General features: G+C 70.3%; 23 protein-coding genes. 11 read left to right on the forward strand and 12 right to left on the reverse strand.

The window, feature by feature from the left end:
* Positions 1 to 24: 24 nt before the first annotated feature.
* On the forward strand, positions 25 to 846 hold the full coding sequence (locus tag AB0K18_RS29490) for an AraC family transcriptional regulator (RefSeq protein WP_364920479.1): 822 nt from the start codon (positions 25 to 27) through the stop codon (positions 844 to 846).
* 235 nt (positions 847 to 1081) lie between these two features.
* Here AB0K18_RS29490 and AB0K18_RS29495 read toward each other — a convergent pair whose 3' ends face one another.
* A complete protein-coding gene (locus AB0K18_RS29495) occupies positions 1082 to 2104 on the reverse strand; it encodes a GDP-mannose 4,6-dehydratase (protein ID WP_364920481.1) in 1023 nt (340 codons plus the stop codon).
* Between the two features lie 250 nt (positions 2105 to 2354).
* Here AB0K18_RS29495 and AB0K18_RS29500 point away from each other — a divergent pair, with 250 nt between their 5' ends.
* From AB0K18_RS29500 to AB0K18_RS29515, 4 genes are all read left to right on the forward strand, one after another.
* Complete coding sequence (locus AB0K18_RS29500; RefSeq protein WP_364920484.1) at positions 2355 to 3605, forward strand: glycosyltransferase family 4 protein; 1251 nt, start codon at positions 2355 to 2357, stop codon at positions 3603 to 3605.
* Positions 3606 to 3608: 3 nt separating this feature from the next.
* A complete protein-coding gene (locus AB0K18_RS29505; protein ID WP_364920487.1) occupies positions 3609 to 4319 on the forward strand; it encodes a class I SAM-dependent methyltransferase in 711 nt (236 codons plus the stop codon).
* Positions 4316 to 5365: a prenyltransferase gene (locus AB0K18_RS29510; protein WP_364920490.1), complete on the forward strand. Its 1050-nt coding sequence runs from the start codon at positions 4316 to 4318 to the stop codon at positions 5363 to 5365. Before AB0K18_RS29505 ends, AB0K18_RS29510 begins: the two co-directional genes overlap by 4 nt.
* Positions 5366 to 5510: 145 nt before the next feature.
* Positions 5511 to 6491 (forward strand): DUF1702 family protein, encoded by a 981-nt coding sequence (locus tag AB0K18_RS29515; protein ID WP_364920492.1) that lies wholly within the window; start codon positions 5511 to 5513, stop codon positions 6489 to 6491.
* A 4-nt stretch (positions 6492 to 6495) separates the two neighbouring features.
* Here AB0K18_RS29515 and AB0K18_RS29520 read toward each other — a convergent pair whose 3' ends face one another.
* Positions 6496 to 7131 (reverse strand): class I SAM-dependent methyltransferase, encoded by a 636-nt coding sequence (locus AB0K18_RS29520; RefSeq protein WP_364920494.1) that lies wholly within the window; start codon positions 7129 to 7131, stop codon positions 6496 to 6498.
* A gap of 79 nt (positions 7132 to 7210) precedes the next feature.
* Between AB0K18_RS29520 and AB0K18_RS29525 the strand changes: the two genes are divergently transcribed.
* From AB0K18_RS29525 to AB0K18_RS29535, 3 genes are read left to right on the forward strand one after another with little or no spacing between them, the layout of a single operon-like run.
* The gene (locus AB0K18_RS29525) at positions 7211 to 7663 is read left to right on the forward strand and encodes a pyridoxamine 5'-phosphate oxidase family protein (RefSeq protein ID WP_364920496.1); all 453 of its coding nucleotides are present in this window, start codon (positions 7211 to 7213) and stop codon (positions 7661 to 7663) included.
* Positions 7660 to 7851, forward strand: coding sequence for a ferredoxin (locus tag AB0K18_RS29530; RefSeq protein WP_364920498.1), 192 nt, complete (start codon positions 7660 to 7662; stop codon positions 7849 to 7851). The genes AB0K18_RS29525 and AB0K18_RS29530 overlap by 4 nt, the downstream gene beginning before the upstream one ends.
* Before the next feature lie 25 nt (positions 7852 to 7876).
* Positions 7877 to 8968, forward strand: a complete 1092-nt coding sequence (locus AB0K18_RS29535) for a Zn-dependent alcohol dehydrogenase (RefSeq protein WP_364920500.1) — start codon at positions 7877 to 7879, stop codon at positions 8966 to 8968.
* Between the two features lie 71 nt (positions 8969 to 9039).
* On the opposite strand, the gene AB0K18_RS29540 is transcribed toward AB0K18_RS29535, so the two are convergent.
* The 8 genes from AB0K18_RS29540 to AB0K18_RS29575 all read right to left on the reverse strand — a co-directional run bounded on the left by AB0K18_RS29540 (position 9040) and on the right by AB0K18_RS29575 (position 18084).
* On the reverse strand, positions 9040 to 10047 hold the full coding sequence (locus AB0K18_RS29540) for a sugar phosphate isomerase/epimerase family protein (RefSeq protein ID WP_364920503.1): 1008 nt from the start codon (positions 10045 to 10047) through the stop codon (positions 9040 to 9042).
* Entirely contained in the window at positions 10044 to 11195 is a 1152-nt protein-coding gene (locus tag AB0K18_RS29545) for a Gfo/Idh/MocA family oxidoreductase (RefSeq protein ID WP_345389459.1), read from the reverse strand. Before AB0K18_RS29545 ends, AB0K18_RS29540 begins: the two co-directional genes overlap by 4 nt.
* Positions 11196 to 11212: 17 nt before the next feature.
* Entirely contained in the window at positions 11213 to 12262 is a 1050-nt protein-coding gene (locus AB0K18_RS29550; RefSeq protein WP_364920506.1) for an ABC transporter substrate-binding protein, read from the reverse strand.
* Positions 12259 to 13266 carry an ABC transporter permease gene (locus tag AB0K18_RS29555; protein WP_364920509.1) on the reverse strand — a complete coding sequence of 336 codons (1008 nt, stop codon included), beginning with the start codon at positions 13264 to 13266 and terminating at the stop codon, positions 12259 to 12261. Before AB0K18_RS29555 ends, AB0K18_RS29550 begins: the two co-directional genes overlap by 4 nt.
* Positions 13266 to 14750, reverse strand: a complete 1485-nt coding sequence (locus AB0K18_RS29560) for a sugar ABC transporter ATP-binding protein (RefSeq protein WP_364920512.1) — start codon at positions 14748 to 14750, stop codon at positions 13266 to 13268. The genes AB0K18_RS29555 and AB0K18_RS29560 overlap by 1 nt, the downstream gene beginning before the upstream one ends.
* A 14-nt stretch (positions 14751 to 14764) precedes the next feature.
* Positions 14765 to 15922 carry an ROK family transcriptional regulator gene (locus tag AB0K18_RS29565; protein ID WP_364920514.1) on the reverse strand — a complete coding sequence of 386 codons (1158 nt, stop codon included), beginning with the start codon at positions 15920 to 15922 and terminating at the stop codon, positions 14765 to 14767.
* Between the two features lie 179 nt (positions 15923 to 16101).
* Positions 16102 to 16974 carry an SDR family oxidoreductase gene (locus AB0K18_RS29570; RefSeq protein ID WP_364920517.1) on the reverse strand — a complete coding sequence of 291 codons (873 nt, stop codon included), beginning with the start codon at positions 16972 to 16974 and terminating at the stop codon, positions 16102 to 16104.
* A gap of 51 nt (positions 16975 to 17025) precedes the next feature.
* Positions 17026 to 18084 carry an MBL fold metallo-hydrolase gene (locus AB0K18_RS29575; protein WP_364920520.1) on the reverse strand — a complete coding sequence of 353 codons (1059 nt, stop codon included), beginning with the start codon at positions 18082 to 18084 and terminating at the stop codon, positions 17026 to 17028.
* Between the two features lie 45 nt (positions 18085 to 18129).
* Between AB0K18_RS29575 and AB0K18_RS29580 the strand changes: the two genes are divergently transcribed.
* Positions 18130 to 18975 (forward strand): glutathione S-transferase C-terminal domain-containing protein, encoded by an 846-nt coding sequence (locus AB0K18_RS29580; RefSeq protein WP_364920523.1) that lies wholly within the window; start codon positions 18130 to 18132, stop codon positions 18973 to 18975.
* On the opposite strand, the gene AB0K18_RS29585 is transcribed toward AB0K18_RS29580, so the two are convergent.
* Both AB0K18_RS29585 and AB0K18_RS29590 read right to left on the reverse strand, forming a co-directional pair.
* Positions 18923 to 20212 carry an MFS transporter gene (locus tag AB0K18_RS29585; RefSeq protein WP_364920526.1) on the reverse strand — a complete coding sequence of 430 codons (1290 nt, stop codon included), beginning with the start codon at positions 20210 to 20212 and terminating at the stop codon, positions 18923 to 18925. The two genes, AB0K18_RS29580 and AB0K18_RS29585, sit on opposite strands and share 53 nt — an antisense overlap.
* On the reverse strand, positions 20209 to 20775 hold the full coding sequence (locus tag AB0K18_RS29590) for a winged helix-turn-helix domain-containing protein (protein WP_364376730.1): 567 nt from the start codon (positions 20773 to 20775) through the stop codon (positions 20209 to 20211). Before AB0K18_RS29590 ends, AB0K18_RS29585 begins: the two co-directional genes overlap by 4 nt.
* Before the next feature lie 74 nt (positions 20776 to 20849).
* Here AB0K18_RS29590 and AB0K18_RS29595 point away from each other — a divergent pair, with 74 nt between their 5' ends.
* Positions 20850 to 21494 carry a phenylalanine--tRNA ligase beta subunit-related protein gene (locus AB0K18_RS29595; RefSeq protein ID WP_364920528.1) on the forward strand — a complete coding sequence of 215 codons (645 nt, stop codon included), beginning with the start codon at positions 20850 to 20852 and terminating at the stop codon, positions 21492 to 21494.
* Positions 21495 to 21698: 204 nt separating this feature from the next.
* Complete coding sequence (locus tag AB0K18_RS29600; protein ID WP_364920531.1) at positions 21699 to 25349, forward strand: multifunctional oxoglutarate decarboxylase/oxoglutarate dehydrogenase thiamine pyrophosphate-binding subunit/dihydrolipoyllysine-residue succinyltransferase subunit; 3651 nt, start codon at positions 21699 to 21701, stop codon at positions 25347 to 25349.
* Positions 25350 to 25354 lie beyond the last annotated feature (5 nt).

A 25354-nucleotide genomic window follows, 5' to 3' on the forward strand; every position in this document is an offset into this window, starting at 1 on the left:
TCTCTTTGTCAATAGAGTGGAAGGGTGACGCAGGACTGGTCCCGCTACTGGAGGTCGCCCGACCGGCCGCTCGAGGCCATGCACGCCCACTTCGAGCGGCACGTCTACCACCGGCACAGCCACGAGACCTACTCCTTCGGGGTCACCGAGCACGGGGCGCAGGCGTTCACGTGCCGGGGGGCGGCGCACACGAGCGCGGCCGGCATGGTCATGGCCTTCAATCCCGAGGACCCGCACGACGGGCACGCCGCGAACGCGCTCGGCTTCACGTACCGGATGGTGCACATCGGGCCCGCCCTGGTGACGGACGCGCTGGAGGACGCCACAGGCCGCCGCGCGAGCCTGCCGCTGTTCGCCAGCCCCGTGGTGGACGATCCGGCGCTCGCGGGCGCGCTGCGCGCCCTGCACGCCGCGCTCCTCGACGACCGCGCGACCGCCCTGCGCCGTGACGAGCTGCTCACCGCCACGATCGCGGCCATCGTACGTCGCGCCGCCGCCTCCCCCGTGGCCACCGCCCGCGTACGCCATGACGCCACGGCCGCCCGCGCCAGGAGCGTCCTGCACGACCGCCTGACCGACGACCTCACCATCGACGACCTCGCCACGGCGGCGGGCGCCAGCCGGTACACCGTCTACCGCGCCTTCCACGCCGCCTACGGCATGGCGCCCAGCGACTACCAGCGCCAGCTCAGGCTGAGGAGGGCCCGCGACCTGATCGCCACCGGCACTCCCATCGCGGGGGCGGCCGCGGCGTCCGGCTTCGCCGACCAGAGCCACCTGACCCGCTGGTTCACCCGCTGCTTCGGCCTGACCCCGGGGGCCTACCGCGCCGCGCTCACCCCCTGAGCGCGCCGTAAGAGGCGAGGCGCAGTGAGGAGCCAGGAACGAAAGGAGAGGGAGAGGTCATAAGGGGAAGAAGCGGACGCCGCCGCGCGGCCGGACCGGACGGGGCGGCGCCAGAGGGGCCGCCCTCTGATCAGGGCCATGAGCTGTCGTCGCGACGGCTGCCGCCATGATCAAGGTCAGGGGGCGCCGCTACGGGCGGAGCAGGGGGGCGGCGCCGAAGGGGTCGCCGCCCTGATCACGGCCAGGAGCTGTCGTCGTGGGGGTCGCCGCCGTCTCTCAGCAGGTGCAGATCGGCCTCGACCATCATGGCGACCAGTTCGTCGAACGACACCTTGGGCTCCCAGCCGAGCTGGGCCCGCGCCTTCTTCGGGTCGGCGCAGAGGAGGTCGACCTCGGCGGGCCGGTGCAGGGTCTGGTCCGTGACGACGTACTGCTCCCAGTCCAGGCCGGCCGCGCTGAACGCGGCCTCCACCAGCTCCCTGACCGACTTCATCCGCCCGGTGCCGATGACGTAGTCCTCGGGGGTGGCGGCCTGCAGCATCAGGTGCATGGCCTTGACGTAGTCGCCGGCGAAGCCCCAGTCGCGGCGCGCCTCCAGGTTCCCGAGGCGCAGCTCGTTCGCCAGCCCGAGCTTGATCCGGGCGACGCCGAGCGAGACCTTCCTGGTGACGAACTCGGCCCCGCGCCGCGGCGACTCGTGGTTGAACAGGATGCCGGAGACGGCGAACATCCCGTACGACTCGCGGTAGTTCTGGGTGAGGAAGTGGCCGTACGCCTTGGCGACGCCGTACGGGGAGCGCGGATGGAAGGCGGTGCGCTCGTTCTGCGGGGTCTCGCTGACCTGCCCGAACATCTCAGAGGACGACGCCTGATAAAAGCGGATCTGTCCGGACGCCGACCCACCCCGCGACACCCCGGAACACACCCGGATCGCCTCGAGCATCCGCAGGACGCCCATCCCGGTCACCTCGGCCGTGAGCTCCGCCTGCTCCCACGACATCGGCACGAACGAGATCGCACCCAGGTTGTAGACCTCATCGGGCTGAACGCGTTCCACCGCCGAGATCAGCGACCCCTGGTCGAGCAGATCACCCCGCACCACCTGGACGTCGGCGAGCAGCTTGCGCATCCGCGACACGCGCGGGTTCGCCTGCCCACGGGCCAGCCCCCACACCTCGTACCCCTGCTCCAGGAGGTGCTCCGCCAAATAGGAACCATCCTGGCCGGTGATGCCGGTGATCAGAGCGCGCCTGGCCAAGGGGTCCTCCAACGATCGCCTGCTCCATCCCTTAGGGACGGAATGTACCGCCAAGCACCTCTTTGAGGCACCGAGCCGCCTAGAACACGTTCCACCGAACCACGCTCGGTCACGGCAACGTCGCAGTTCGCACGACCTGTGAGCCCAGTTGTGAACAATTCCAGCCGACCTACCGAATGGTAGCCTTTTCGGACTAAGGTCATCTTTCACGGTACACGCCCGACTCAGGGCCCTACCGGCGGAGAAAGGGGTGTCCGTGCGGGAGCCAAAGCTGCGGATCGCGCTTCTGTCCTACCGCAGCAAGCCCACCTGCGGTGGTCAGGGTGTCTACCTCCGCCATCTGAGCCGGGAGCTCGTGGCGCTCGGGCACCACGTCGAGGTCTTCTCCGGCCAGCCGTACCCCGAGCTGGACGAGGGCGTCATCCTGCGGGAGGTGCCGAGCCTCGACCTTTACCGCGACGAGGACCCGTTCCGAACCCCCAAGCTGCACGAATACCGCGACTGGATCGACTGGCTGGAAGTCGGCACGATGTGGACGGCCGGCTTCCCCGAGCCGCTGACCTTCACCCTGCGGGCCTACCGCGAGCTGAAGAAGCGCGTCGGCGACTTCGACGTCGTCCAGGACAACCAGACGCTCGGCTACGGCCTGCTCGGCATCCAGCGCCTGTTCCCCGTGGTCGGGACCATCCACCACCCGATCAGCGTGGACCGCCGCATCGAGCTGGAGGCCGCCGAAGGGGCCAAGAAGCTGAGCCTGCGCCGCTGGTACGGCTTCGTGAAGATGCAGTCCCGCGTCGCACCCAGGCTCAGCCCCATCCTCACCGTCAGCGAGTCGTCGCTGGCCGACATCCACCGCGACTTCAACGTCCCCCAGGCCAACATGCGGCTGATCCCGCTCGGTGTGGACACCCGCTACTTCCACCCCCGGCAGGACAAGCCCCGCCGCAAGGGCTCGATCGTGGCCGTGGCCAGCGCGGACTCCCCCATGAAGGGCGTCGCGACGCTGCTGCGCGCGGTGGCCAAGCTCGCCACCGAGCGCGACGTGAACCTCACCGTCGTCAGCAAGCCCACCCCCGGCGGCCCCACCGAGCAGCTCGTCCAGGAGCTGTCGCTGCAGGACCGGGTGCGCTTCGTGCACGGCATCTCCGACGACGAGCTGGGCGAGCTGATCGCCACCTCGGAGATCTCCGTCGTGCCCTCCCTGTACGAGGGCTTCTCCCTGCCGGCCGTCGAGCACATGGCCTGCGCCACGCCGCTGGTCGCCAGCCGTACGGGCGCGCTGCCCGAGGTGGTCGGCGACGCCGCCGTTCAGGTGCCGCCCGGCGACGCGGAGGAGCTGGCCGCGGTGCTGCGCCGGCTGCACGACTCCCCCGAGGAGCGCGAGCGCGTGGGCAAGGCGGGATACGACCGCGTCATGGAGCGCTACACCTGGCACGTCGTGGCCAAGCGGACCGTCGAGGCGTACCACGAGGCCATCGACAACCACAAGAGGAGAGGCTAAGCAGTGCTGACCGTGGACTTCGCCCGGCTTCCCGTGGGCCCCGGCGTGCGCGTGCTCGACCTGGGCTGCGGCGGCGGCAGGCACGCGTTCGAGGTGCTCCGCAGGGGCGCCGACGTGACCGCGTTCGACATGGACCAGGCGGAGCTGGACGGCGTCGCGGCCATGTTCACGGCGATGGACAAGGCGGGCGAGGTGCCGGACGGCGCCACCGGCGAGATCGTCCAGGGTACGGCGCTGGACATGCCGTTCGAGGACGGCAGCTTCGACCGTGTGATCGCGGCCGAGGTGCTGGAGCACATCCCCGACGACATGACGGCCATGCGGGAGATCTTCCGCGTGCTGCGCTCCGGCGGCACGGCGGCGATCACGGTGCCGAGCTTCCTGCCCGAGCGGATCTGCTGGGCGCTGGACGAGGCGTACCACACGGCGCCCGGCGGCCACGTGCGCATCTACACGCTGGCCGAGCTGTCGGCCAAGCTGAAGTCCGTCGGGTTCGAGATCGGCCCGCACCACCACGCCCACGGCCTGCACGCGCCCTACTGGTGGATCAAGTGCGCGGTCGGCGTGAACAACGACGACCATCCCCTCGCCAAGGCCTACCACCAGCTGCTGGTGTGGGACATCATGAAGCGCCCGGCCGCGACCAGGATCGCCGAGAACCTGCTCAACCCGGTCATCGGCAAGAGCGTGGTCCTCTACATCAGGAAGCCATGATCTCCCGCGCGGAGGTCGTGCGGACGGCCGAGAGCATCGCCGCGATCCAGCAGGACGACGGCGGCGTTCCGTGGCCCGAGGGCCACGTCGACGCGTGGAACCACGTCGAGTGCCTGATGGCGATGTCCGTGGCGGGCCTGCGCGAGCCGGTACGCCGCGGCTACACCTGGCTGGCCCGCCACCAGCGCCCCGACGGCTCCTGGCCGATGAAGCTGGTGGACGGCGTCGCGGCGGAGCGGGGCGGCGAGAGCAACCACGCCGCCTACGTCGCCGTGGGCCTGTGGCACCACCACCTCGTCACCGGCGACCAGGGCTGCACAGAGGAGCACTGGCCGATGGTCAAGGCGGCCCTCGACTACGTGGCGGGGCTGCAGACCGAGCGCGGCGAGATCGTCTGGGAGCGCGACGCCGAGGGCAGGGCCGCCTCGTACGCGCTGCTGACCGGCTGCTCCTCCATCCACCAGGGGCTGCGCTGCGGCGTACGGCTGGCCGAGCACCTGGGCGACCCGCAGCCGCACTGGGAGCTGGCCGCCGGCCGCCTGGCGCACGTGGTGGCGGCGCACCCTGAGGCGTTCGCCGACAAGAGCCGCTTCTCGATGGACTGGTACTACCCGGTGCTGGGCGGCGCCGTACGCGGGCGGCAGGCGCTGGAGCTGCTGGAGCGCGAGTGGGCCACGTTCGTGGTGCCGGGGCTCGGCATCCGGTGCGTCTCCGACCAGCCGTGGGTCACCGGGGCCGAGACGTGCGAGCTGGTGCTGGCGCTCGACGCGCTGGGCGACGGCGAGCGGGCCCGCGCGCTCTTCGCCGACGTGCAGCACCTGCGGCACGAGGACGGCTCGTACTGGACGGGCTGGCAGTTCGCCAACCGCAAGCACTTCCCGCACGAGCGCTCCGGCTACACCGCCGCGGCGGCGGTGCTGGCGGCCGACGCGCTGCTCGGGCTGTCGCCGGGCGCCGGGATCTTCCGCGACGTGGACGGGACCGCGGTGTCGGATCCCGAGGTGTGCGGATGCGCCGCCGTACGCGGGGCCGAAGAAGGCCGCTGACCGGGGCACAAGCGCTTTTGCCGGTTCTTTGCCGGGGAAATCCGGTGCGCCGCCGCCGAACGCCGCAATGGGGTTACTAGCTTCGTGTCTGGCCGTACGAGGCGTCTTCGGGGGAAGCGTGGGCGACACGGGCACAACTTCGTTCTTGGACCAGGTCAGGACCGAGCCGACAACCCTGCCGGCGCTCTCGCGCCCGAAGGGGCTGCTGAGATGGCTGGCGAAGGATCCGCTGGAGTGCGATCTGAGCCGGCGCAGGTTCCGGCTCAGGGGCGGCGCTCCCCGTACGGTCTTCGGCAAGGCCGAGCAGTCGTACGTCTTCGGCTTCAACGCGGCGATCTCCCGCGAGGTCGAGAAGGTCGAGGAGATCCCGCAGGAGCAGCGGCCCTTCGGCTACGAGGGAGCCGCCGCCGCGTGCACCGTGCTCGACCTGCTCACATTGACTCGGGGCCGGCGCCTTCACGAGCTACTGGCCGGCCCCGCCCAGCATCACCGCCACGCCGCGTACGTCGGTGCCGGGCGCGGCTACGCGCTGCTGCGGCTGCGCCCGGTGTGGGGCGCGCGGCGGGCGCACCCGCTGCTGCGCTGGCTGGCCGTGGACGGCTTCGGCTTCCAGTGGGGCCTGTCCAGGACCGACCGCATGGTGGGCGAGCGCATGATGCCCGACCTGCTGACCCGGGCGCACTGCGCGGTGTTCGACCAGGGGCTCGGGCGGCTGCTGTGGTATCACGACTGCGCCTCGCCCGACGACGTGGCGGCGCGCATCGCGAGCTACCCGCCCTCGCGCCGGGCCGACCTGTGGAGCGGGGTCGGGTTCGCGGCGACGTACACCGGCGGCGCCGAGGCCGACGAGCTGTGGTGGCTGACCGAGCACGCGGGGGGCGACGGGTTCCGTGCGTACCTGGCGCAGGGCTGCGCGTTCGCGGTCAGCGCGCGGCTGCGCTCGGGGCTGCTGCCCGAGCACCTGGCGCAGGCCGTGCCGATCCTGGCGGGCGCCGAGCCCGACGAGGCGGCCGCGTGGACGGACGAGGCGCTCATCGCGCTCGGCCACGAGGCGCACACCCACGAGGACTTCCAGAGGTGGCAGTCGCGGATCCGCGGCGCCTGGACCCGCCGCCACCGCTACTGAGCGCTCAGGCGCCGGGTGCGACGCGCTCCAGCACGCGCAGCGACCCGGTCACCGAAACCTCTTTGAACGCGCCGGAGGCCAGGGCCCGCAGGTAGACCCGGTAGGGGGCCTGGCCGCCGTCGGCCGGGTCCGGGTAGATGTCGTGGAAGACGAGCGCGCCGCCCTCCATGACGTGGGGAGCCCAGCCCTCGTAGTCGCGGGTGACCGGCTCGTCGGAGTGGCCGCCGTCGATGAACAGCAGGCCGAGCGGGGTGTTCCAGAGCCGGGCCACCTGCTCGGAGCGCCCGACGACGGCGATCACCTCGTCCTCGAGCCCGGCCGCGGCGATCGTGGCGCGGAAGACCGGCAGTGAGTCCATCTTGCCGAAGCGCGGATCGACCAGGCTCGGGTCGTGGTGCTCCCAGCCGGGCTGGATCTCCTCCGAGCCGCGGTGGTGATCGACGGTGACGACGACGGAGCCGGTCTGCCGGGCCGCCGCGCCGAGGTAGACGGCCGACTTGCCGCAGTAGGTGCCGATCTCACCGATGGGGCCGAGCGGGCCGTAGCGACGGGCCGCCTCATAGAGGGCCAGGCCCTCGTCGTCGGGCATGAATCCCCTGGCCTCGCGGGCCGCGCGCAGCAGCTCTGGCGGCATCGTCATAGCCCCTGACCCTAGCCGAACCGAACAACATTCCGCCGGGCTCTTGCCGGGCCGTTCTGGAACCTGTTCTACTTGGCACGTGAATCAGCGCGCTCGCATCGCGATGCCGGACGACGACGTCGCCGCGTTCATCGAGAACTCCGGCAAACTGCAGCTGGCCACCATCAATCCTGACGGAACACCGCACCTGGTCACCATGTTCTACGGCCTCGACGAGGGCCGCATCGCGTTCTGGACGTACGCCAAGTCCCAGAAGGCCAGGAACCTCGCCCGCGACCCCCGCGTGAGCTGCCTCGTCGAGGCCGGCGAGAGCTACGACGAGCTGCGCGGCGTGCTCGTCTACGGCACCGCCACGCTCGTGGACGACCGCGACCACGTCATGGCCATCGGGCTCGAGGTCGCCCGCCGCACGACGCCGGGCGTGGCCGACGAGCTGCTGCTCCCGTACGTGGAGAAGACCGGGCTCAAGCGGGTTGCGTACGTCGTCGAGAGCACCAAAGTGGTCTCATGGGATCACAGGAGGCTCAGATGAAGGTGAAGGTCGACGAGCTGGTCTGCGAGGCCAACGCCGTGTGCATGGGGCTCGCGCCCGAGGTGTTCGAGGTGGACGACGACGACCAGCTCCACATCCTGCTCCCCGAACCACCCCCCGAGTTGCAGGACCGCGTCCGCCACGCGGTCAGGTCCTGCCCGAAAGCAGCCCTGTTCATCGAGGACTAGCCCCCCAGGCACGAGGAGGAACCTCATGCGCGCCGCGATCCTGCACGCCGTAGGCACCGACAGCAAGCTCGACCTCCGCGACGACGTCACCCTGGCCCCGGTCGGGCCGACCGACGTGCGCGTCAGGATCCGGGCCACCGGCGTGTGCCACTCGGACCTGTCGGCCATGTCCGGCGTGCTGCCGCAACCGGTGCCGCTCATCCCGGGCCACGAGGGCGCGGGCGAGGTGGTCGAGGTGGGCGAGCACGTCAGCACCGTCAAACCGGGCGACCACGTGGTCATCAGCTGGCGCCCGGCGTGCGGCGAGTGCGATCTGTGCGTGGGCGGGCAGCCGTACCTGTGCATGAAGTACGTGATCGAGTCCTTCACCAAGGGTAACTTCCGCTTCGGCGGCGACGGGGCGACGGCGTTCGGCATGGCGGGCTGCGGCACCTGGGCGGAGGAGGTGATCGTGCCCTGGCAGGGCGCCATCAAGATCGACGAGGACGTGCCGTGGGAGGCGGCGGCGCTGATCGGCTGCGGCATCACGACCGGCGTCGGCGCCGCGATCAACACCGCGAAGGTACGCCCGGGCTCCACGGTCGTGGTGATCGGCTGCGGCGGCGTCGGCCTGTCGGTCATCCAGGGCGCCCGCGTCTCCGGCGCCAGGACGATCCTGGCCGTGGACCCGCTGGTGTCCAAGCACGAGCTGGCCAGGAAGGTCGGCGCCACCCACACCGCCACCCCCGAGCAGGTGCCGGAGTCGCTCGGCGAGCTCACCGGCGGCGCGGGCTTCGACTACGGCTTCGAGGTGGTCGGCAAGTCCGCCACCATCCAGAGCGCGTGGCAGCTCACCCGCGCGGGCGGCGACGTGATCGTGGTCGGGGCGGGCGCGATGGACGACATGGTGTCGATCTCGGCGTTCAGCCTGCTGTTCGACGGCAAGAACCTGCTGTCCAGCCTGTACGGCGAGGCCGACGTGCGGCACGACTTCCCGTACTTCGCCAAGCTCTACAAGGCCGGCCTGCTCGACCTCGAGTCGATGATCAGCTCCCGCATCCGGCTCGGCGACCTCAACGAGGCCGTCGAGGCGCTGCGCGGCGGCGAGGTGCTGCGGCAGATCGTCATCATGGACTGAGACCCCACGACAGACGCCGGCCGGCGCCCCCCGGAGGAAGGGAGGCGCCGGCCGGTTCGGTCCCCCGCCGCTCAGGTGGTGGAGAAGGCGGCGTCGAAGGCCGTGGTGGGCGGGGTGATGGCGTTGAGCTTACGGATGTAGCCCAGCGCCTCCCTGGCCCCGTCGAGCCGGTCCATGCCGGCGTCCTCCCACTCGACCGAGATCGGCCCCTCGTAGCCGATCGCGTTGAGCGCGCGGAAGCAGTCCTCCCACGGCACGTCGCCGCGACCGGTCGAGACGAAGTCCCAGCCCCTGCGCATGTCGGCCCACGGCAGGTGCGACGACAGGCGGCCCTTGCGGCCGTCGCCGACGCGGAGCCGGGTGTCCTTGCAGTCGACGTGGTAGATGCGGTCCTTGAAGTCGAGGATGAACCCGACCGGGTCGATGTCCTGCCACACCATGTGCGAGGGGTCCCAGTTGAGGCCGAACGCCGGCCGGTGGCCGATGGCCTCGAGGGTGCGCACGGTGGTGTGGTAGTCGTAGGCGATCTCGCTCGGGTGCACCTCGTGGGCGAAGCGCACGCCGACCTCGTCGAAGACGTCGAGGATCGGGTTCCAGCGGTCGGCGAAGTCCTGGTAGCCCGCGTCCACCATCGAGGCGGGCACCGGCGGGAACATCGCGACCGTGTGCCAGATCGACGAGCCGGTGAAGCCCACCACGGTGTCCACGCCGAGCGCCGCCGCAGCGCGCGCGGTGTTCTTCAGCTCCTCCGCCGCCGCCTGACGCACCGACTCGGGGTCGCCGTTGCCCCAGATGCGGGCCGGCAGGATCGCCTTGTGCCGCTCGTCGATCGGGTGGTCGCAGACGGCCTGGCCCACCAGGTGGTTGGAGATCGTCCACACCTTCAGGCCGTGCTTGTCGAGCTGGGCCCGCTTCTGCTCCACGTACGAGGGGTCGGACACCGCCTGCGCCACGTCGAAGTGGTCGCCCGAGCAGGCGATCTCCAGGCCGTCGTAGCCCCACTCGGCCGCCAGCCTGCACACCTCCTCGAAGGGCAGGTCGGCCCACTGTCCGGTGAACAGCGTGACTGGTCTCATCAATCCTCCACGTTCGTGTAGCGGCTGCCGTCAGCCGCGCTGCGCTCGACCGCCTCCAGCACCCGCTGCACCCGTAGCCCGTCGGCGAACGAGGGCGTCGGGTCGGCGCCGGTGGCGACCGCCTCCAGGAAGTCCCTGACCTCGTGGGTGAAAGTGTGCTCGTAGCCGAGGCCGTGGCCGGGCGGCCACCAGGCGCCGACGTACGGGTGGTCGGGCTCGGTGACCAGGATGCGCTCGAACCCGCCGCCGCCGGCGCTGAACCACAGCTCGTTCATCGACTCGAAGTCGAACGCGAGGCTGCCGAGCGAGCCGTTGATCTCGATGCGCATCGCGTTCTTGCGCCCGTTGGCGAAGCGGGTGGCCTCGAAGGAGGCCAGCGCGCCGCCGGACATCCGCCCGATGAACAGGGCGGCGTCGTCCACCGTGACCTCGCCCCTGGCCGACGAGCCGGTGGCGCCGAGCCCGGCCGACTCGGTGGCGAGCGGACGCTCCTTGATGAACGTCTCCGTCAGCGCGGAGACGCCCACGAGGTTCTGGCCGGTGATGAACTGGGCGGCGTCCACGATGTGGGCGCCGATGTCGCCCAGCGCGCCCGAGCCGGCCTTGTCCTTCTGCAACCGCCAGACCAGCGGGAACTCCGGGTCGACGATCCAGTCCTGCAGATAGACCGCGCGGACGTGCCGGATCTCGCCGATGCGTCCCTCCTCGACGTACCGGCGGGCGAGCGCGACCGCGGGCACCCGCCGGTAGTTGAAGGCCACCATGCTCTTGCCCGGCGCCGTGGCGGCCGCCGCCGCCATGGCCTCGGCCTCGGCGACGGTGTTGGCCAGCGGCTTCTCGCAGATCACGTGCTTGCCTGCGGCCAGCGCGGCGATGGCGATCTCGGCATGCGAGTCGCCCGGCGTGCAGATGTCCACGATCTGCACGTCGTCCCGCTTGATGACCTCTCTCCAGTCGGTCTCGGCGTCGGCCCAGCCGAGCTGCGCCGCGGCCGCCGCGGTGCGTTCCTTCGACCGGCCTGCGAGCACCGCCATGCGCGGCGCCAGCGGCAGGTCGAAGAACGCTCCGACACTGCGCCAGGCCTGGGAGTGGACACGGCCCATGAAGGCGTAGCCGATCATGCCCACGCCGATGGTGGTTCTGTCTGACATGCAACCCCCGATCAGGATCAGGATTCGAAGCCGAGCGCCAGGTACTTCTCGACGTTCTCCTTGGTGATGGTCTCGGACGCGAGCGTGATGGACTGGGGAACCTGGTTCTCCACCAGATCACTCATGCCCTTCCCCTGTGCTATCAGACGCGCCAGCTTGATCGCCGAGGAGGCCATGGTCGGGCTGTAGGTGACCGTCGCCTGCAGCACGGAGTTGCCCGCCTGGATCTCCCGCATCGCGTTCAGCGAGCCGGCCCCGCCGACCATGATGAACTCGTCGCGGCTGGCCTCCTTGATCGCGGCCAGCACGCCGACGCCCTGGTCGTCGTCGTGGTTCCACATCGCGTCGATCTTCTTGTGCGCCTGCAGCAGCGAGGTGGCGACCTCGTTGCCGGTCTCGACCGTGAACTGCGCGTCCTGCTTGGCGGTGACGCTGAACCCGTACGTCTTCAGCGCGTCCTCGAAGCCCTTGGTGCGGTCCTGGGTGAGCGGCAGCGTGGCGATGCCCTGGATCTCGACGATCACCGGGTTCGACACGCCCTTGTCCTTGAGCTGCTTGCCGATGAAGTGGCCGGCCGCGACGCCCATGCCGTAGTTGTCGCCGCCGACCCACGTCCGGTAGGCCAGCTTGTCGGGGAAGATGCGGTCGAGGTTGACGACCGGGATGCCCGCCTCGGTGGCCTGCAACGCGACCTGGTTGAGCTGCTGGCCGTCGTTGGGCAGGATCACCAGCGCGTTCACCTTGGCCGCGATCAGCGACTCCACGGCGGAGATCTGCTGGTTGATGTCGTTGGTCGGCTCGACCGGCTTGAACTCGATGTCCGAATACTGCTTCGCGGTCGCCTCGGCGTTCTTGGCGATGGCGGCGATCCAGCCGTGGTCGGCCGCCGGAGCGGAGAAGCCGATCACCACCTTCTCGCCCGGCTGGTCGTTGCCGCCGGTGGCGGCGGGCGCCGGCTGGGGCGCCGCGCTGCTCGGCGCCGCAGCGGGCTCGTTGCTGGTGCAGCCCGCCGCCAACAGCACGGCTCCGCCGACCAGGAATCCCCTGCGCGCGACGTTGTCACTCATGGTGCTCTCTCCTTCAGGTTCCGCCGCTGGAGAAGGACGGCGACGACGATGATCAGGCCCTTGGCGATCAGCTGGTCGCTGGTGTTGAGGCCGTTGAGGATGAAGAGGTTGGTGATCAGGGTGAAGATCAGCAGGCCCAGGATCGAGCCGATGATCGTGCCCCGGCCACCCGTGAGCAGCGTGCCGCCGATGATGACGGCCGCGATGGCGTCCAGCTCGTACAGGTCGCCGTGGGTGGACGAGCCCGTCGTCGTACGCGCCATGATGAGGATCGCGGCGACGCCGCAGCACAGCCCCGACAGGGCGTACAGCAGCATCGTGTGCCTGCGTACGTCGATGCCGGCCAGGCGGGCGGCCTCGGGGTTGCCGCCCACCGCGTACGTGCGCCGCCCGAAGGTCGTGCGGTTGAGCAGGATCCAGCCCAGCACCACGACCAGCGCGAAGATGTAGACCAGCAGCGGGATGCCGAGCACCCGGGTGGTCGACAGGTCCACGATGGCCGTGTTGTCGGCCTGGATGAGCTGCGTCTTGCGGTCGGACATGCGCTGGGCGAGCCCGCGGGCGGCCACCAGCATGGCCAGTGTGGCGATGAACGGCACCAGCCGCCCGTACGCGATGAGCCACCCGTTGACCAGCCCCGCCCCGGTGCCGACGAGGATGGCGCAGATCGCCATCACCACCGGCCCGTACGACTGGGTGGCGAGCGTCGTCGCCCACACGCTGGCCAGCGCCATGACCGCGCCCACCGACAGGTCGATGCCCCCGCCGATGATGACGAACGTGGCCCCGACCGTGATGACGCCGATCGTGGCGGCCAGCGACAGGATGCTGACGAAGTTGGAGGCCGTCGCGAAGTTCTCGTATCTGGTGACCAGGCCGACGACCACCAGCAGCGCGAGCGCGCCGATCAGCCCGAGGTGGCGCATCTCGCTCACCCCGCGGATCGACGGCAGCGCCGGCAGGCTCGCCTTCCCGGCACGCCGGTCTGTTGCGGGCTCGCTCATCACGCCGCCCTCCCATTCATGATCATGTCCAGTACGCGATGCTCGTCCAGCTCGGCCGCCTCCCCTTCGTGGATGACCTGACCCTCGCGCAGCACCAGCACCCGGTCGGAGAGCCCGAGCACCTCGGGCACCTCGCTGGAGACCAGCAGCACCCCGATGCCCTGCTCGGCGAGGTCGCGGATGACCGCGTACAGTTCGGCCCTGGCGCCCACGTCCACGCCTCTGGTCGGCTCGTCGAGCAGGAGCAGCTTGCGGCCGCCGAGCAGCCAGCGGGCCAGCACGGCCTTCTGCTGGTTGCCGCCCGACAGGGTTCTGATCGGGCGTTCGGGGTCGGGTGGCCGGATGTCGAGCATCTCCGACAGGCGGCGGGCCTCGGCGCGCTCCCGTTTCCTGTCCAGCCAGCCGAACTTCGCGAAGCCCGGCAGGGTGCCCAGCGTGATGTTCGCGGTGACGCTCTGGTCGAGGAGCAGGGCCTGGGCCTTGCGCTCCTCGGGGGCGAGGCCCATGCCGCGGCGTACGGTGCCGACCACGCCGCGCCGCGTCCTGCGGCCGTCCAGCAGGACGCGGCCGGTGGCGGTGCGGGCGCCGTAGACGGCTTCGAGGATCTCCGAGCGGCCCGAGCCGACGAGCCCGGCGAGGCCGACGATCTCGCCCGCCCGCACCGAGAACGACACGCCGGAGAAGACGCCCGGCGAGGCCAGGTCCTCCACCCTGAGCACCTCCTCCCCCGGTTCGCGGCCGGCCCTGGGCGGGAAGACGTATTCGACGTTGCGGCCGGTCATCAGGGAGACGATCTCGGTGGTCGGCGTGTCGCGGGCGGACAGCCCGACCGCGACCGTGCGGCCGTCCTTGAGCACCGTCACCCGGTCGCCGATCTCGCGGATCTCCTCCAGGCGGTGGGAGATGTAGACCACGGCGACGCCCTGGGCGGTCAGTTCGCGGATGATGCGGAAGAGGTTGTTCACCTCGTCGTGGGCGAGCGCGGCCGACGGCTCGTCCATGATGATGAGGCGAGCGTCGTGGGAGAGCGCGCGGGCCATCGAGACGACCTGCTTGGCGGCCGGCGACAGCCGCCCGACCTCCACCGACGGGCGGATCTCCGGGTGACCGAGGCGTTCCAGCACGGCCGTGGCGGCGCGACGGCCCGCCGCCCTGTTGACGAAGCCGAGGCGGGCGTGCTCGTGGCCGAGGAAGATGTTCTCGGCCACGGTGAGCCCGTCGACCAGGTCGAGCTCCTGGTAGATGGTGGCGAAACCGAGCCTGATGGCGTCGATCGGGCTGCCGGGGCGCACTTCCGCGCCGTTGAAGCTGATGGTGCCCTCGTCCGGCTGGTGCACCCCGGCCAGCACTTTGATCAGGGTGGACTTGCCGGCGCCGTTCTGGCCGAGCAGGCAGTGCACCTCGCCCGCCCGTACGTCCAGATCGACCCCGTCGAGCGCGCGCACGCCGGGGAACTGCTTGACGATGCCCTTCATGACCAGCATCGGGGGAGTCCCTTTCAGGCGTTGACGATGCGGTTGATGTTGTCCGGTGACAGGTAGTGCTCGATCGCGAGAATTCCGGCGCCCAATGCGGCGGCGTTGCTCCCCGTACGACTCGGCGTGATCGACAGATGGTGGGTGGCCAGTGGCAGCGACCGGCGGTAGACGGTCTCCCTGATGCCGGCCACCAGGTGCTCGTGCACCCGCGACAGTGCGCCGCCGATGACGATGACCTCGGGGTTGAAGAAGTTGACCAGGCTGGCCAGCACCTCGCCGATGAGCCGGCCGGCCTCCCTGACCAGGCGCAGCGCCTGGGTGTTGCCGGACTGCACGAGCGCCACCACGTCGCCGCCTGACTCGGCGGGCAGGCCGAGCTCGCTCAGGCGGCGCGCGATGGCGGCGCCGCCTGCCACGGCCTCCAGGCAGGCGCTGTTGCCGCACCGGCAGCCGGCGTCGTCGTGGCCGCTGACCCTGATGTGGCCGATGTCGCCGGCCGAGCCCTGTGCGCCCCTGTGCAGCCGGCCGGCGGCCATGATGCCGCAGCCGATGCCGGTGCCGACCTTGACGAACAGCAGGTGGCGGGTGTCGGGGAAGGCGTTGCGGTGCTCGCCCAGCGCCATCACGTTGACGTCGTTGTCCACCAGGACCTCGACGCCGTCGAAGTAGTCGGGGATGGGGTAGTCGTTCCAGCCGGGCATGATCGGCGGGTTGTTGGGCCGGCCGGTGGCGAACTCGACCGGGCCAGGCACGCCTATCCCGAGCGCGCGCAGTGCGCTGCGGGGCCGTCCCGCCTGGTCGAGCAGGTGGTCGAGGCGCTGGTCCACGTGGGCGAGCACGCTTTCAGGGCCGTCGCCGATGAGCAGGCCGTCCTCGCACTCGGCGAGCACGTTGCCCGAGATGTCCATGAGCGCGACCCGGCAGTGGGTGGCGCCCAGATCGACGCCGGCGAAGGCGTGGTCCTCGGTGTGCAGGCGCAGCTGGCGCGGCGGCCGGCCACCGGTGGACTCGCCGCTCTCGGTCTCCTCGATCAGGCCGCGCTCGATCAGGGCGTCGACACGCTGGGAGATGGTGGATCTGGCCAGGCCGGTGAGCCTCGCCAGATCGGAACGGGTCGTCGCCGAGCCCGCGCTGATGAGCGTCAGCACGTCGCCGGCGGAACCCGGCTGGGGGGTCATGCCGCGACAATAAGATCACCGATGCGGCAAATCAAGAGCCTTAATCGACCGAACTCGCCTAACTTCCGCCGAAGATCGAACAAAGACCTGTTTGTGCTGAAAAAGCCACCGTTTTGACACAAAGGCCCTGTCACCGCGCGGCGCGGTGACAGGGCCCCCGAGTGAAACGTGCGGAAGAACTAGAGCATGGCCTTCATGGAGTCGCCCGCGGTCAGCACGTACGGCTGCTCGGCCATCACCGACTCCCAGTTGCCGGCGATCACCTCGGGCGTGACGTCGTCGGTCTTGAAGCCGGGCCCCTCCGCCACGAACACCCGCGCCACCCTGCCGCCCCCGACCGTGAACACCTCGCCGCTCGTCTCGCACGACTCGTGCACGAGGTAGGCGACCAGCGCGCTGACCCGCTCGGGGGTGAACTTGGCCTCGAACTCGGCCGGCAGCAGCGCCTCGGTCATGCGGGTCCAGGCGATGGGCGCGATGGCGTTGGCCCTGATGCCGTTGCGCGCGCCCTCGATGCCGATCGTCTTGGTCAGGCCGACCAGGCCCATCTTGGCGGTGGAGTAGTTGGCCTGACCGAAGTTGCCGAACAGGCCGGCCGGGCTCGAGGTGTTGACGACACGGCCGTAGCCGGCGGCCTTCATCAGCGGGTACGCGGCCTGACTGACGAGGTAGGAGCCGCGTACGTGCACGGCGAGCACCTGGTCGAAGTCCTCGACGGTCATCTTGCCGAACGACTTGTCACGCAGGATGCCCGCGTTGTTGACGACGATGTCCACCTTGCCGAAGGCGTCGACGGCGGCCTCGACGATGGCCCTGGCACCCTCGGGGGTGGCGACGTTGTCGGTGCTGGCCACGGCCTGGCCGCCGTTCTTGACGATGAGGTCGGCGACCTCGGCGGCGGGGCCGGCGGACGCGCCGGTGCCGTCGAGCGCGCCGCCGAGGTCGTTGACGACGACCTTGGCCCCCCGCTCGGCCAGCAGGAGCGCGTGCGACCTGCCGAGGCCGTGCCCGGCCCCCGTGATGATCGCGACCCTGTCATCGAACCGAAGCATCGAACCTCCCAAGCAGGAGAACAACATTCTAGTACGCTTACGATAACCGGCTCAGGGCGCGCGCCACAGGTCCGGCTCGCCCGGCTCCCTGACCACTCTCCCCTTGGCCTCCAGCCACGCCAGGTGCGCCAGCGTCTCGTTGTTGGCCGAGCGCCGCATGAACGGCGGGATCGTCTCCCACGGCCGCGACCAGGTGAGCCGGGTCGCGACGTCCCAGCAGGCCGCCGCGCCGCCCTCGGCCAGCACCTGCTCGATCTCGGCCAGCCGGGCGTCGTGGTGCGCCATCACGGTGTCCACCCGCTCGGCCAGCTCAAGGAAGCGGTACTCGTGCGCGGGCAGCACCTCGTCCACCTCCAGCTTGCGCACCGCGGCCAGCGCGTCGAGGTAGTCGGCCAGCGGGTTCGGCCCCGACTGCGGGTGCACGGCCACGATGGGCGTGATCTTGGCGAGCACGTGGTCGCCGGAGAACAGCACCCGCCGCTCCGGCGAGACGAAGCACAGGTGGCCAGGCGAGTGCCCCGGCGTCCAGACGGCGCGCAGGTCCCAGCCGGGCAGCTGCAGGTCGTCGCCGTCCCCGACCAGGCGGTCCGGCTTGGCCATCGTGACCACGTGCCTGATCATCATGGAGGCGCCGGCCAGCTCGTCCAGGGTCAGGTCGGGCACGCCGCAGCGGCGCAGCAGCGCGCGCTCGCGCTCCACCAGGGAGTCGATGAGCGCGTCGTCGTAGCGCTCGCGGATGAGGCGGGCGTCGGCCGGGTGCAGCGCGATCCAGGCGCCCGACGCCTCGCGGACCCGCCCGGCCAGGCCGTAGTGGTCGGGGTGGATGTGGGTGACGAGCACGCCCTTGACGTCTGTGATCGCGTATCCGGCCACGCCCAGGCCGGCCACGAGCGCGTCGTACGCCTCGTCGGTGTTCCAGCCGGCGTCGATGATCGCCACGCCGTCGGGCAGCTCGAGTGCGTAGACCAGCACGTACCGGAGGGGGTTGATCGGGATCGGGACCGGGATGGACCACAAACCGGGACGTACGCGCTCGACGCCGGGGACGGACCCGCCGAGCCACGCCTCCCGCTGTGCCACGTTCGCAGGGGTCACCATGAATTTCGCCACGTGCCGAATATAGTTCTGTAGCAGAATCGTGTTCTACTAGGGGTCATGAAGCTGAGCCGCGAGATCGCGAATGATGGCCGCTTCGTCCGCCAGCCGAACCGTTTCACGGATCGGCTCGGCCCGCCCGAGCCAGGCCGCTACCGCCTCTACGCCTCCTACGCCTGCCCGTGGGCCCAGCGCGTGCTCATCGTCCGCAAGCTGCTCGGCCTCGAAGAGCTGCTCGACGTCGCGATCACCGACCCCATCCGCGACGAGAAGGGCTGGCGGGTGCCCGGCGGCGACCCGGAGTACCTGTCGGAGCTCTACCACGCCACCGACCCCGGCTACGTGGGCCGCTACACCGTCCCGTGCATCTGGGACACCCAGGACGAGCGCATCGTCACCAACGACTTCCCCCAGATCACCCTCGATCTGGAGACGTCATGGGGCACCTCGCCCGACCTCTATCCCGAGCGCCTGCGCCCCGACATCGACATCATGAACGACCGCCTCTATCACGGCCTGAACAACGCGGTCTACGAGGCGGGCTTCTCCCGTGACCAGCAGGTGTACGAGGAGGCGGTGGCCCGCGTCTTCACCACCCTCGACTTCCTGGAGGTGCGCCTGGCGGAGTCGGAGTTCCTCTTCGACACCCTCACCGACAGCGACGTGCGCCTCTACACCACTCTGGCGCGCTTCGACTCGGTCTACCACACGCACTTCAAGTGTTCCGTCCGGCGGCTGGTGGACTATCCGGCGCTGTGGGCGTACGCCAGGCGCCTCCATGCCATCCCGGCCTTCCGCGAGACCACCGACTTCGACCAGATCAAGCGTCATTACTACCTCACCCAGACCGACATCAACCCGAGCCGGATCGTGCCGGTAGGGCCTGAGCTGGACTGGAGCCTCTAGCCCCGCCGACCGGCATCCGGACGAACAGCAGCGTCGAGGCCAGCAGCACCACGACCACGACTCCCCAGGCCGTGGCCAGGCCCGCCTGGGCGGCCAGCGCGCCGAGCGCCAGGTTCGCCCCCGCGCCGCCGCCCTGCAGGGCCAGCGAGGACGTCGAGGTCACGGTGGTGCGGTCGGCCGCGGTGACCGCCTTGTGCGTCAGCTCCAGGCAGAGCACCGAGGCGATCGCGAGGCCGACGAACAGCACGACGTAGGCCAGGCCGGCGCTCGCCGTGCCCGCCGGGCCGTCCAGCTCGGCCGTGGCGGCCAGCGCGGCGATGGCCAGGGCGCTCAGCACCGTCCCCACGATCGCCCCCCGCGCCGAGCTCCCGGTCAGCCGGGCCGCGCGGGGCGCGAGCGCGCTGCCCGCCGCGCTGCCGGCGAACCCGAGCGCCGCGACCACCGCGTAGAACAGGCTGCCGCGCTCGGCCGTGCCGGCCAGCTCGGCCAGCCGGCCGGGCGTGAGCAGCTCGACGCTCGTCAGCATGACGCCCGAGACCGCGGCGGCGCCCATCATGCGGCGCAGCACCGGCCCGCCCGCCGCCAGCCTGACGCCGGAGACGATCGTGGCGGGCACCTCGCGCAGCACGTCCGCGAACGTCCTGCGGCCGTGCGCCGGCTCGGGCAGCGCGAACAGCACCACGACCAGCAGCACCGCGGCGGCCACCGCGCCCGCCAGCGGGGGCGCGGCCAGCGGGAACATCAGCGAAGGCGGCACCAGCAGCGGCAGGCAGCCGCCGGCCAGCACGCCCGCGCACAAGGCCACGGACTCCATCACCGCGCCCCTGGCCAGGCCCGGCTTGAGGTCGGCGTCGTGGCCCTCGACGGCGTGCAACGTGTCGACGTACCAGGAGGTGGCGGGGCCGCTGGACAGCGCCCTTGCCACGCCCTTGAGCACGCCGCTCACCAGGAACATCCAGAACGTCGTCGACACGCTGAGCATCGCGAGCGAGACCACCGTGACGGCGGCCGACGCGGCCAGCACCACCCGGCGCCCCACGACGTCGGACAGCCCGCCGGTGGGCAGCTCCAGGCTCAGGGTGACGATCGAGAACACGGTGGTGACCAGCCCGATCTGGGCCAGGCCGAGCCCTCGTTCGCTCATCAGCAGCACCATGCCGGCCACCATCAGCCCCATGGGCAGCCAGGTCAGGAAATTGACCAGCATGTAGCGACGCAGTGCCAATCGTGCGGTCATGACTCGTCCCTCCGCTTCTGGGGGAAGCCGCCCACGAAAACGTGGACCGGCTGCACGCCGGGGGCGCCCTCGTGGCGGGCGGCGAGCTCGTTCAGCAGGTCCTGGGCCCGCCTCAGGAACTCCGTCAGCGCCGCAGGGGGCAGCTCGAAGAGGTGGTCGTCGATGCCCGCGGCCTCGACCCACTCCGGCGACCAGGCGTCCTCGTCGAAGCCCAGGGCCGCCTCGGCCAGCACCTCGGCCTGCCGCGTCCTGATGACCTCGACCGCCTCGCGCCCGCCCGGCACCTCGACCATCTCGCGGCTGTTCCACGAGGTGTAGCGGTGGCGGGCGCGCCAGCGGCGCTCGCGGCCGTCGCGGCCTTCCGTGTCCTCTTCGATGAAGCCGTACTTGAACAGCTCGCGCAGGTGGTAGCTGGTCGAGCCCGAGCTCTCGCCGGTCCTGCGGCCGAGCTCGCTGGCCGTGGCGGGGCCTTCCGAGCGCAGCAGGCCGAGCAGCCGGCCGCGCAGCGGGTGCGCGGCCACCTTGAGCGCCTGCGGGTCACTGATCTTGTACCGGTCCTCCATGTCTCTGACGATAGACCGCAAAGGCATTTTTGCAAAGGGACTTTTGCGGTTTTTCCGGCTCCTAGACTGTGGGGATGCTCGACGACATCTGGGTTGACGACTCCGTCTTCGCACTGCGCCCCGACTTCGCGGTGCTGGTCATGACCGCACACGGCCTGCGCAACGGGCCCACGGACGACCGGTCGCGCGCCTGGCTGAAGGCGGCCGGCGAAGAGGAGATCCAGACCGCCAAGATCGACGCCTGGAAAGAGGCCTACCGCGCGTTCGGCGCCAAGCCGCAGCGCACCCGCCCCTCGGTCGACGCGCTCACCCGGCGCATGCCGCTGCCGGAGATCAACCAGGCGGTCGACGCGTACAACTCGGTGAGCGTCAAGCACGCGCTGCCCATCGGCGGCGAGGACCTCGACCGCTACGTCGGCCCCGCGCGGCTCGTACGGGCCGCCGGCGACGAGCCGTCGGAGGAGGCGCTCGGTCAGCCCGAGTCGGGCGAGGTCGTCTGGCGCGACGACGAGGGCGTCACCTGCCGCCGCTGGAACTGGCGCCAGGTCGTGCGCACCCGGCTCACCGAGGACACCACCAACGCGATCTTCCTGCTCGAACGCCTCGAGCCGATGTCGCTGGAGGAGCTGGAGCAGGCCGGCGACGAGCTCGCCGCGCTCCTCTCGGAGCTGTCGCCTGACGTGCGCATCGCCCGCAGACTGCTGACCTCGGGGAAATAAACCTCCCCCACAGGTGTTGATACCAAAGAGTAATAAAGGCTGCACCACCCGGATTGACTAGGGGGGCGTGACGTCTTTGCACGGTCCTGGGACGATCGTTCGAGGCGGCACGCCCTCTTGGGCGCGCGCTGCCGGTCCGGGCGAGTAGCCTTGGACAGGTTCTCTAACATCAACGCCGATCTGCGGAAGAGGGCGATTTCCGCCGTGTCGTCTGAGTCGTCGCGGACAAACCCGCTGGCAAGCTTTGGTCAGAACGAATGGCTTGTCGACGAGCTGTACCAGAAGTACCTCCAAGATCCAGAGTCGGTCGACAAGGCCTGGTGGAACTTCTTCGCTGACTACAACCCTGATAACGGACCGGGCCGACCCCCGGTCAGGGAGGCGGCGAACGGCACTGTGACCGCGCCCGCGCCTCCCAAGGCGCCGCCGAAGGCGCCACCCTCGGCTCCGGCCGCGGCTGACAAGCCGAAGCAGCCCGCCACCCCGGTGCCCAAGGGCGCCGAGGAGGTCAAGCTGCGCGGCGCGGCGGCCCGCACGGCCGCCAACATGGACCTGTCGCTGTCGGTGCCGACCGCGACCAGCGTCCGTGCCATCCCGGCCAAGCTGCTCATCGACAACCGCATCGTGATCAACAATCACCTCAAGCGGGGTCGCGGCGGCAAGATCTCCTTCACGCACCTGATCGGGTTCGCGATCGTCAAGGCGCTGAAGGCCATGCCGGAGATGAACTACTCCTACGCCGAGATCGACGGCAAGCCCACCCTGGTCAAGCCCGAGCACGTCGGCTTCGGCCTGGCCATCGACGTCCAGAAGAGCAACGGCGACCGCCAGCTCCTCGTGCCCTCCATCAAGGGCGCGGAGGAGATGGACTTCCGCCAGTTCTGGATGGCCTACGAAGAGGTCGTACGCAAGGCGCGGGCCGGCAAACTCGGCGTCGACGACTTCTCCGGCACCACGATCTCGCTGACCAACCCCGGCACCATCGGCACCGTCCACTCCGTCCCGCGCCTGATGCCCGGCCAGGGCACCATCATCGGCGTCGGCGCCATGGAATACCCGGCCGAATACCAGGGCGCATCGCCCGACACGCTGTCGCGCCTGGCCGTCTCCAAGGTCATGACGCTGACCAGCACCTACGACCACCGGATCATCCAGGGCGCCCAGTCGGGCGACTTCCTGCGCCAGATCCACCGGTTGCTGCTCGGCGAGGACGGCTTCTACGACGAGATCTTCGAGGCGCTGCGGATCCCGTACGAGCCGGTCCGCTGGGTCCAGGACATCTCGGCCTCCCACGACGACGACGTGGCCAAGTCCGCCCGCGTGATCGAGCTGATCCACGCCTACCGCGTGCGCGGCCACCTCATGGCCGAGACCGACCCGCTGGAGTACAAGCAGCGCAAGCACCCCGACCTCGACATCCAGAGCCACGGCCTGACGCTGTGGGACCTCGAGCGCGAGTTCGCCACCGGCGGTTTCGGCGGCCGCCCGCTGATGAAGCTGCGCGAGATCCTGGGCGTGCTGCGCGACTCCTACTGCCGCACGGTCGGCATCGAGTACATGCACATCCAGAACCCCGAAGAGCGGGCCTGGATCCAGGCACGGGTGGAGAAGCCGCACAAGTCGCCCGAGCGCGACGAGCAGCTCAACATCCTGTCGCGGCTCAACACCGCCGAGGCGTTCGAGACGTTCCTGCAGACGAAGTTCGTCGGCCAGAAGCGCTTCTCGCTCGAGGGCGGCGAGTCCCTCATCCCGCTGCTCGACTCGGTGATCAGCGACGCCGCCGACGAGGGCCTCGACGAGGTCGTCATCGGCATGGCCCACCGCGGCAGGCTCAACGTGCTGGCCAACATCGTCGGCAAGTCCTACGCGCAGATCTTCGGCGAGTTCGAGGGCAACATCGACCCCCGCACCGCCCACGGCTCCGGCGACGTGAAGTACCACCTGGGCGCCACCGGCATGTTCACCGCGCCGAGCGGCAACACCATCACCGCCTCCGTGGTCGCCAACCCCTCCCACCTGGAGGCGGTCGACCCGGTGCTGGAGGGCGTCGTCCGGGCCAAGCAGGACCTTCTCGAGCGCGGCGAGGAGGGCTTCACCGTCCTTCCCGTCCTCGTCCACGGCGACGCGGCCTTCGCGGGCCAGGGCGTGGTGGCCGAGACGCTCAACCTGTCGCAGCTGCGCGGCTACCGCACCGGCGGCACCGTCCACGTCGTGGTCAACAACCAGGTCGGCTTCACCACCTCGCCCGCCTCCTCGCGCTCGTCGGTCTACGCGACCGACGTCGCGCGGATGATCCAGGCACCGATCTTCCACGTCAACGGCGACGACCCCGAGGCCGTCGTGCGGGTGGGCCAGCTGGCCTACGAATACCGCCAGGCGTTCCGCAAGGACGTCGTCATCGACCTCATCTGCTACCGCCGCCGCGGCCACAACGAGGGCGACAACCCCGCCTTCACCCAGCCGCTGATGTACGACCTCATCGACGCCAAGCGCTCGACCCGCAAGCTCTACACCGAGGCCCTGATCGGCCGCGGCGACATCACGGTCGAAGAGGCCGAGCAGGCGCTGCGCGACTACCAGGCCAAGCTGGAGCAGGCGTTCACCGAGGTCCGCGAGGCGGCGAAGAAGCCCAAGGAGGCGGCCGCCATGCGGGTGCCGCCCGCCGAGGTCGTCAAGTGGTCCCACGCCGACACGCCGACGGCGATCAGCGACGAGACGCTCAAGCGCATCGTCGACACCCAGCTCAGCCTGCCCGAGGGCTTCACGCCGCACCCGCGTCTCGCGCCGGTGCTGCAGCGCCGCGGCCAGATGGTCGAGCAGGACTCGATCGACTGGGCGATGGGCGAGACGCTGGCCTTCGGCTCGCTGCTGATCGACGGCCACCCGGTGCGCCTGGTCGGCCAGGACTCCAGGCGCGGCACGTTCACCCAGCGCCACGCCGTCCTCGTCGACCGCATGACCGGCGCCGACCACACGCCGCTCAAGACCTTCAACGAGGGCACCACGAAGTTCTACGTCTACGACTCGCTGCTCAGCGAGTTCGCGGCGCTCGGCTTCGAATACGGCTACAGCGTGGTCAGGCCCGACGCCCTGGTCTGCTGGGAGGCGCAGTTCGGCGACTTCGTCAACGGCGCCCAGACGATCATCGACGAGTTCATCTCGTCGGGCGAGCAGAAGTGGGGCCAGAGGTCCTCGGTCGTGCTGCTGCTGCCGCACGGCTACGAGGGTCAGGGCCCCGACCACTCCTCGGCCCGCATCGAGCGCTTCCTCCAGGTGTGCGCGCTCGACAACATGACCGTCGCCCAGCCCACCACGCCGGCCAACTACTTCCACCTGCTGCGCTGGCAGGTGGAGTCCGAGCGGCACAAGCCGCTGGTGGTCTTCACTCCGAAGTGGCTGCTGCGCCACAAGGCGGCCACGTCCAAGGCGTCCGACTTCACCTCGGGCACCTTCCAGCCGGTCATCGGTGACACCACCGTCGACCCGGCCAAGGTGACCAGGGTGGCGCTCACGTCCGGCAAGCTCTACTACGAGCTGCTGGCGCAGCGCGACAAGAGCGGGCGTGACGACGTGGCGCTGGTCCGGCTCGAGCGGCTCTACCCGTTCCCGGCGGAGGAGCTGGCGGCCGAGCTGACCCGCTACGGCGCGCAGGCCGAGCTGGTCTGGGCCCAGGACGAGCCCACCAACATGGGCCCGTGGCCGTACCTCACGCTCAAGCTGGCCGAGGACCCGCAGGTGCTGGGCGGCCGGTCGCTGCGCCGGGTGTCGCGGACGGCCAACAGCTCGCCGGCGACCGGTTCGCACAACGCGCACGACCGGGAGCTCGAGGAGATCCTGCACCAGATCTTCGGCTGAGCATT

This window comes from Nonomuraea sp. NPDC049421 (genome assembly GCF_040677005.1).
Taxonomy (GTDB): domain Bacteria; phylum Actinomycetota; class Actinomycetes; order Streptosporangiales; family Streptosporangiaceae; genus Nonomuraea; species Nonomuraea salmonea.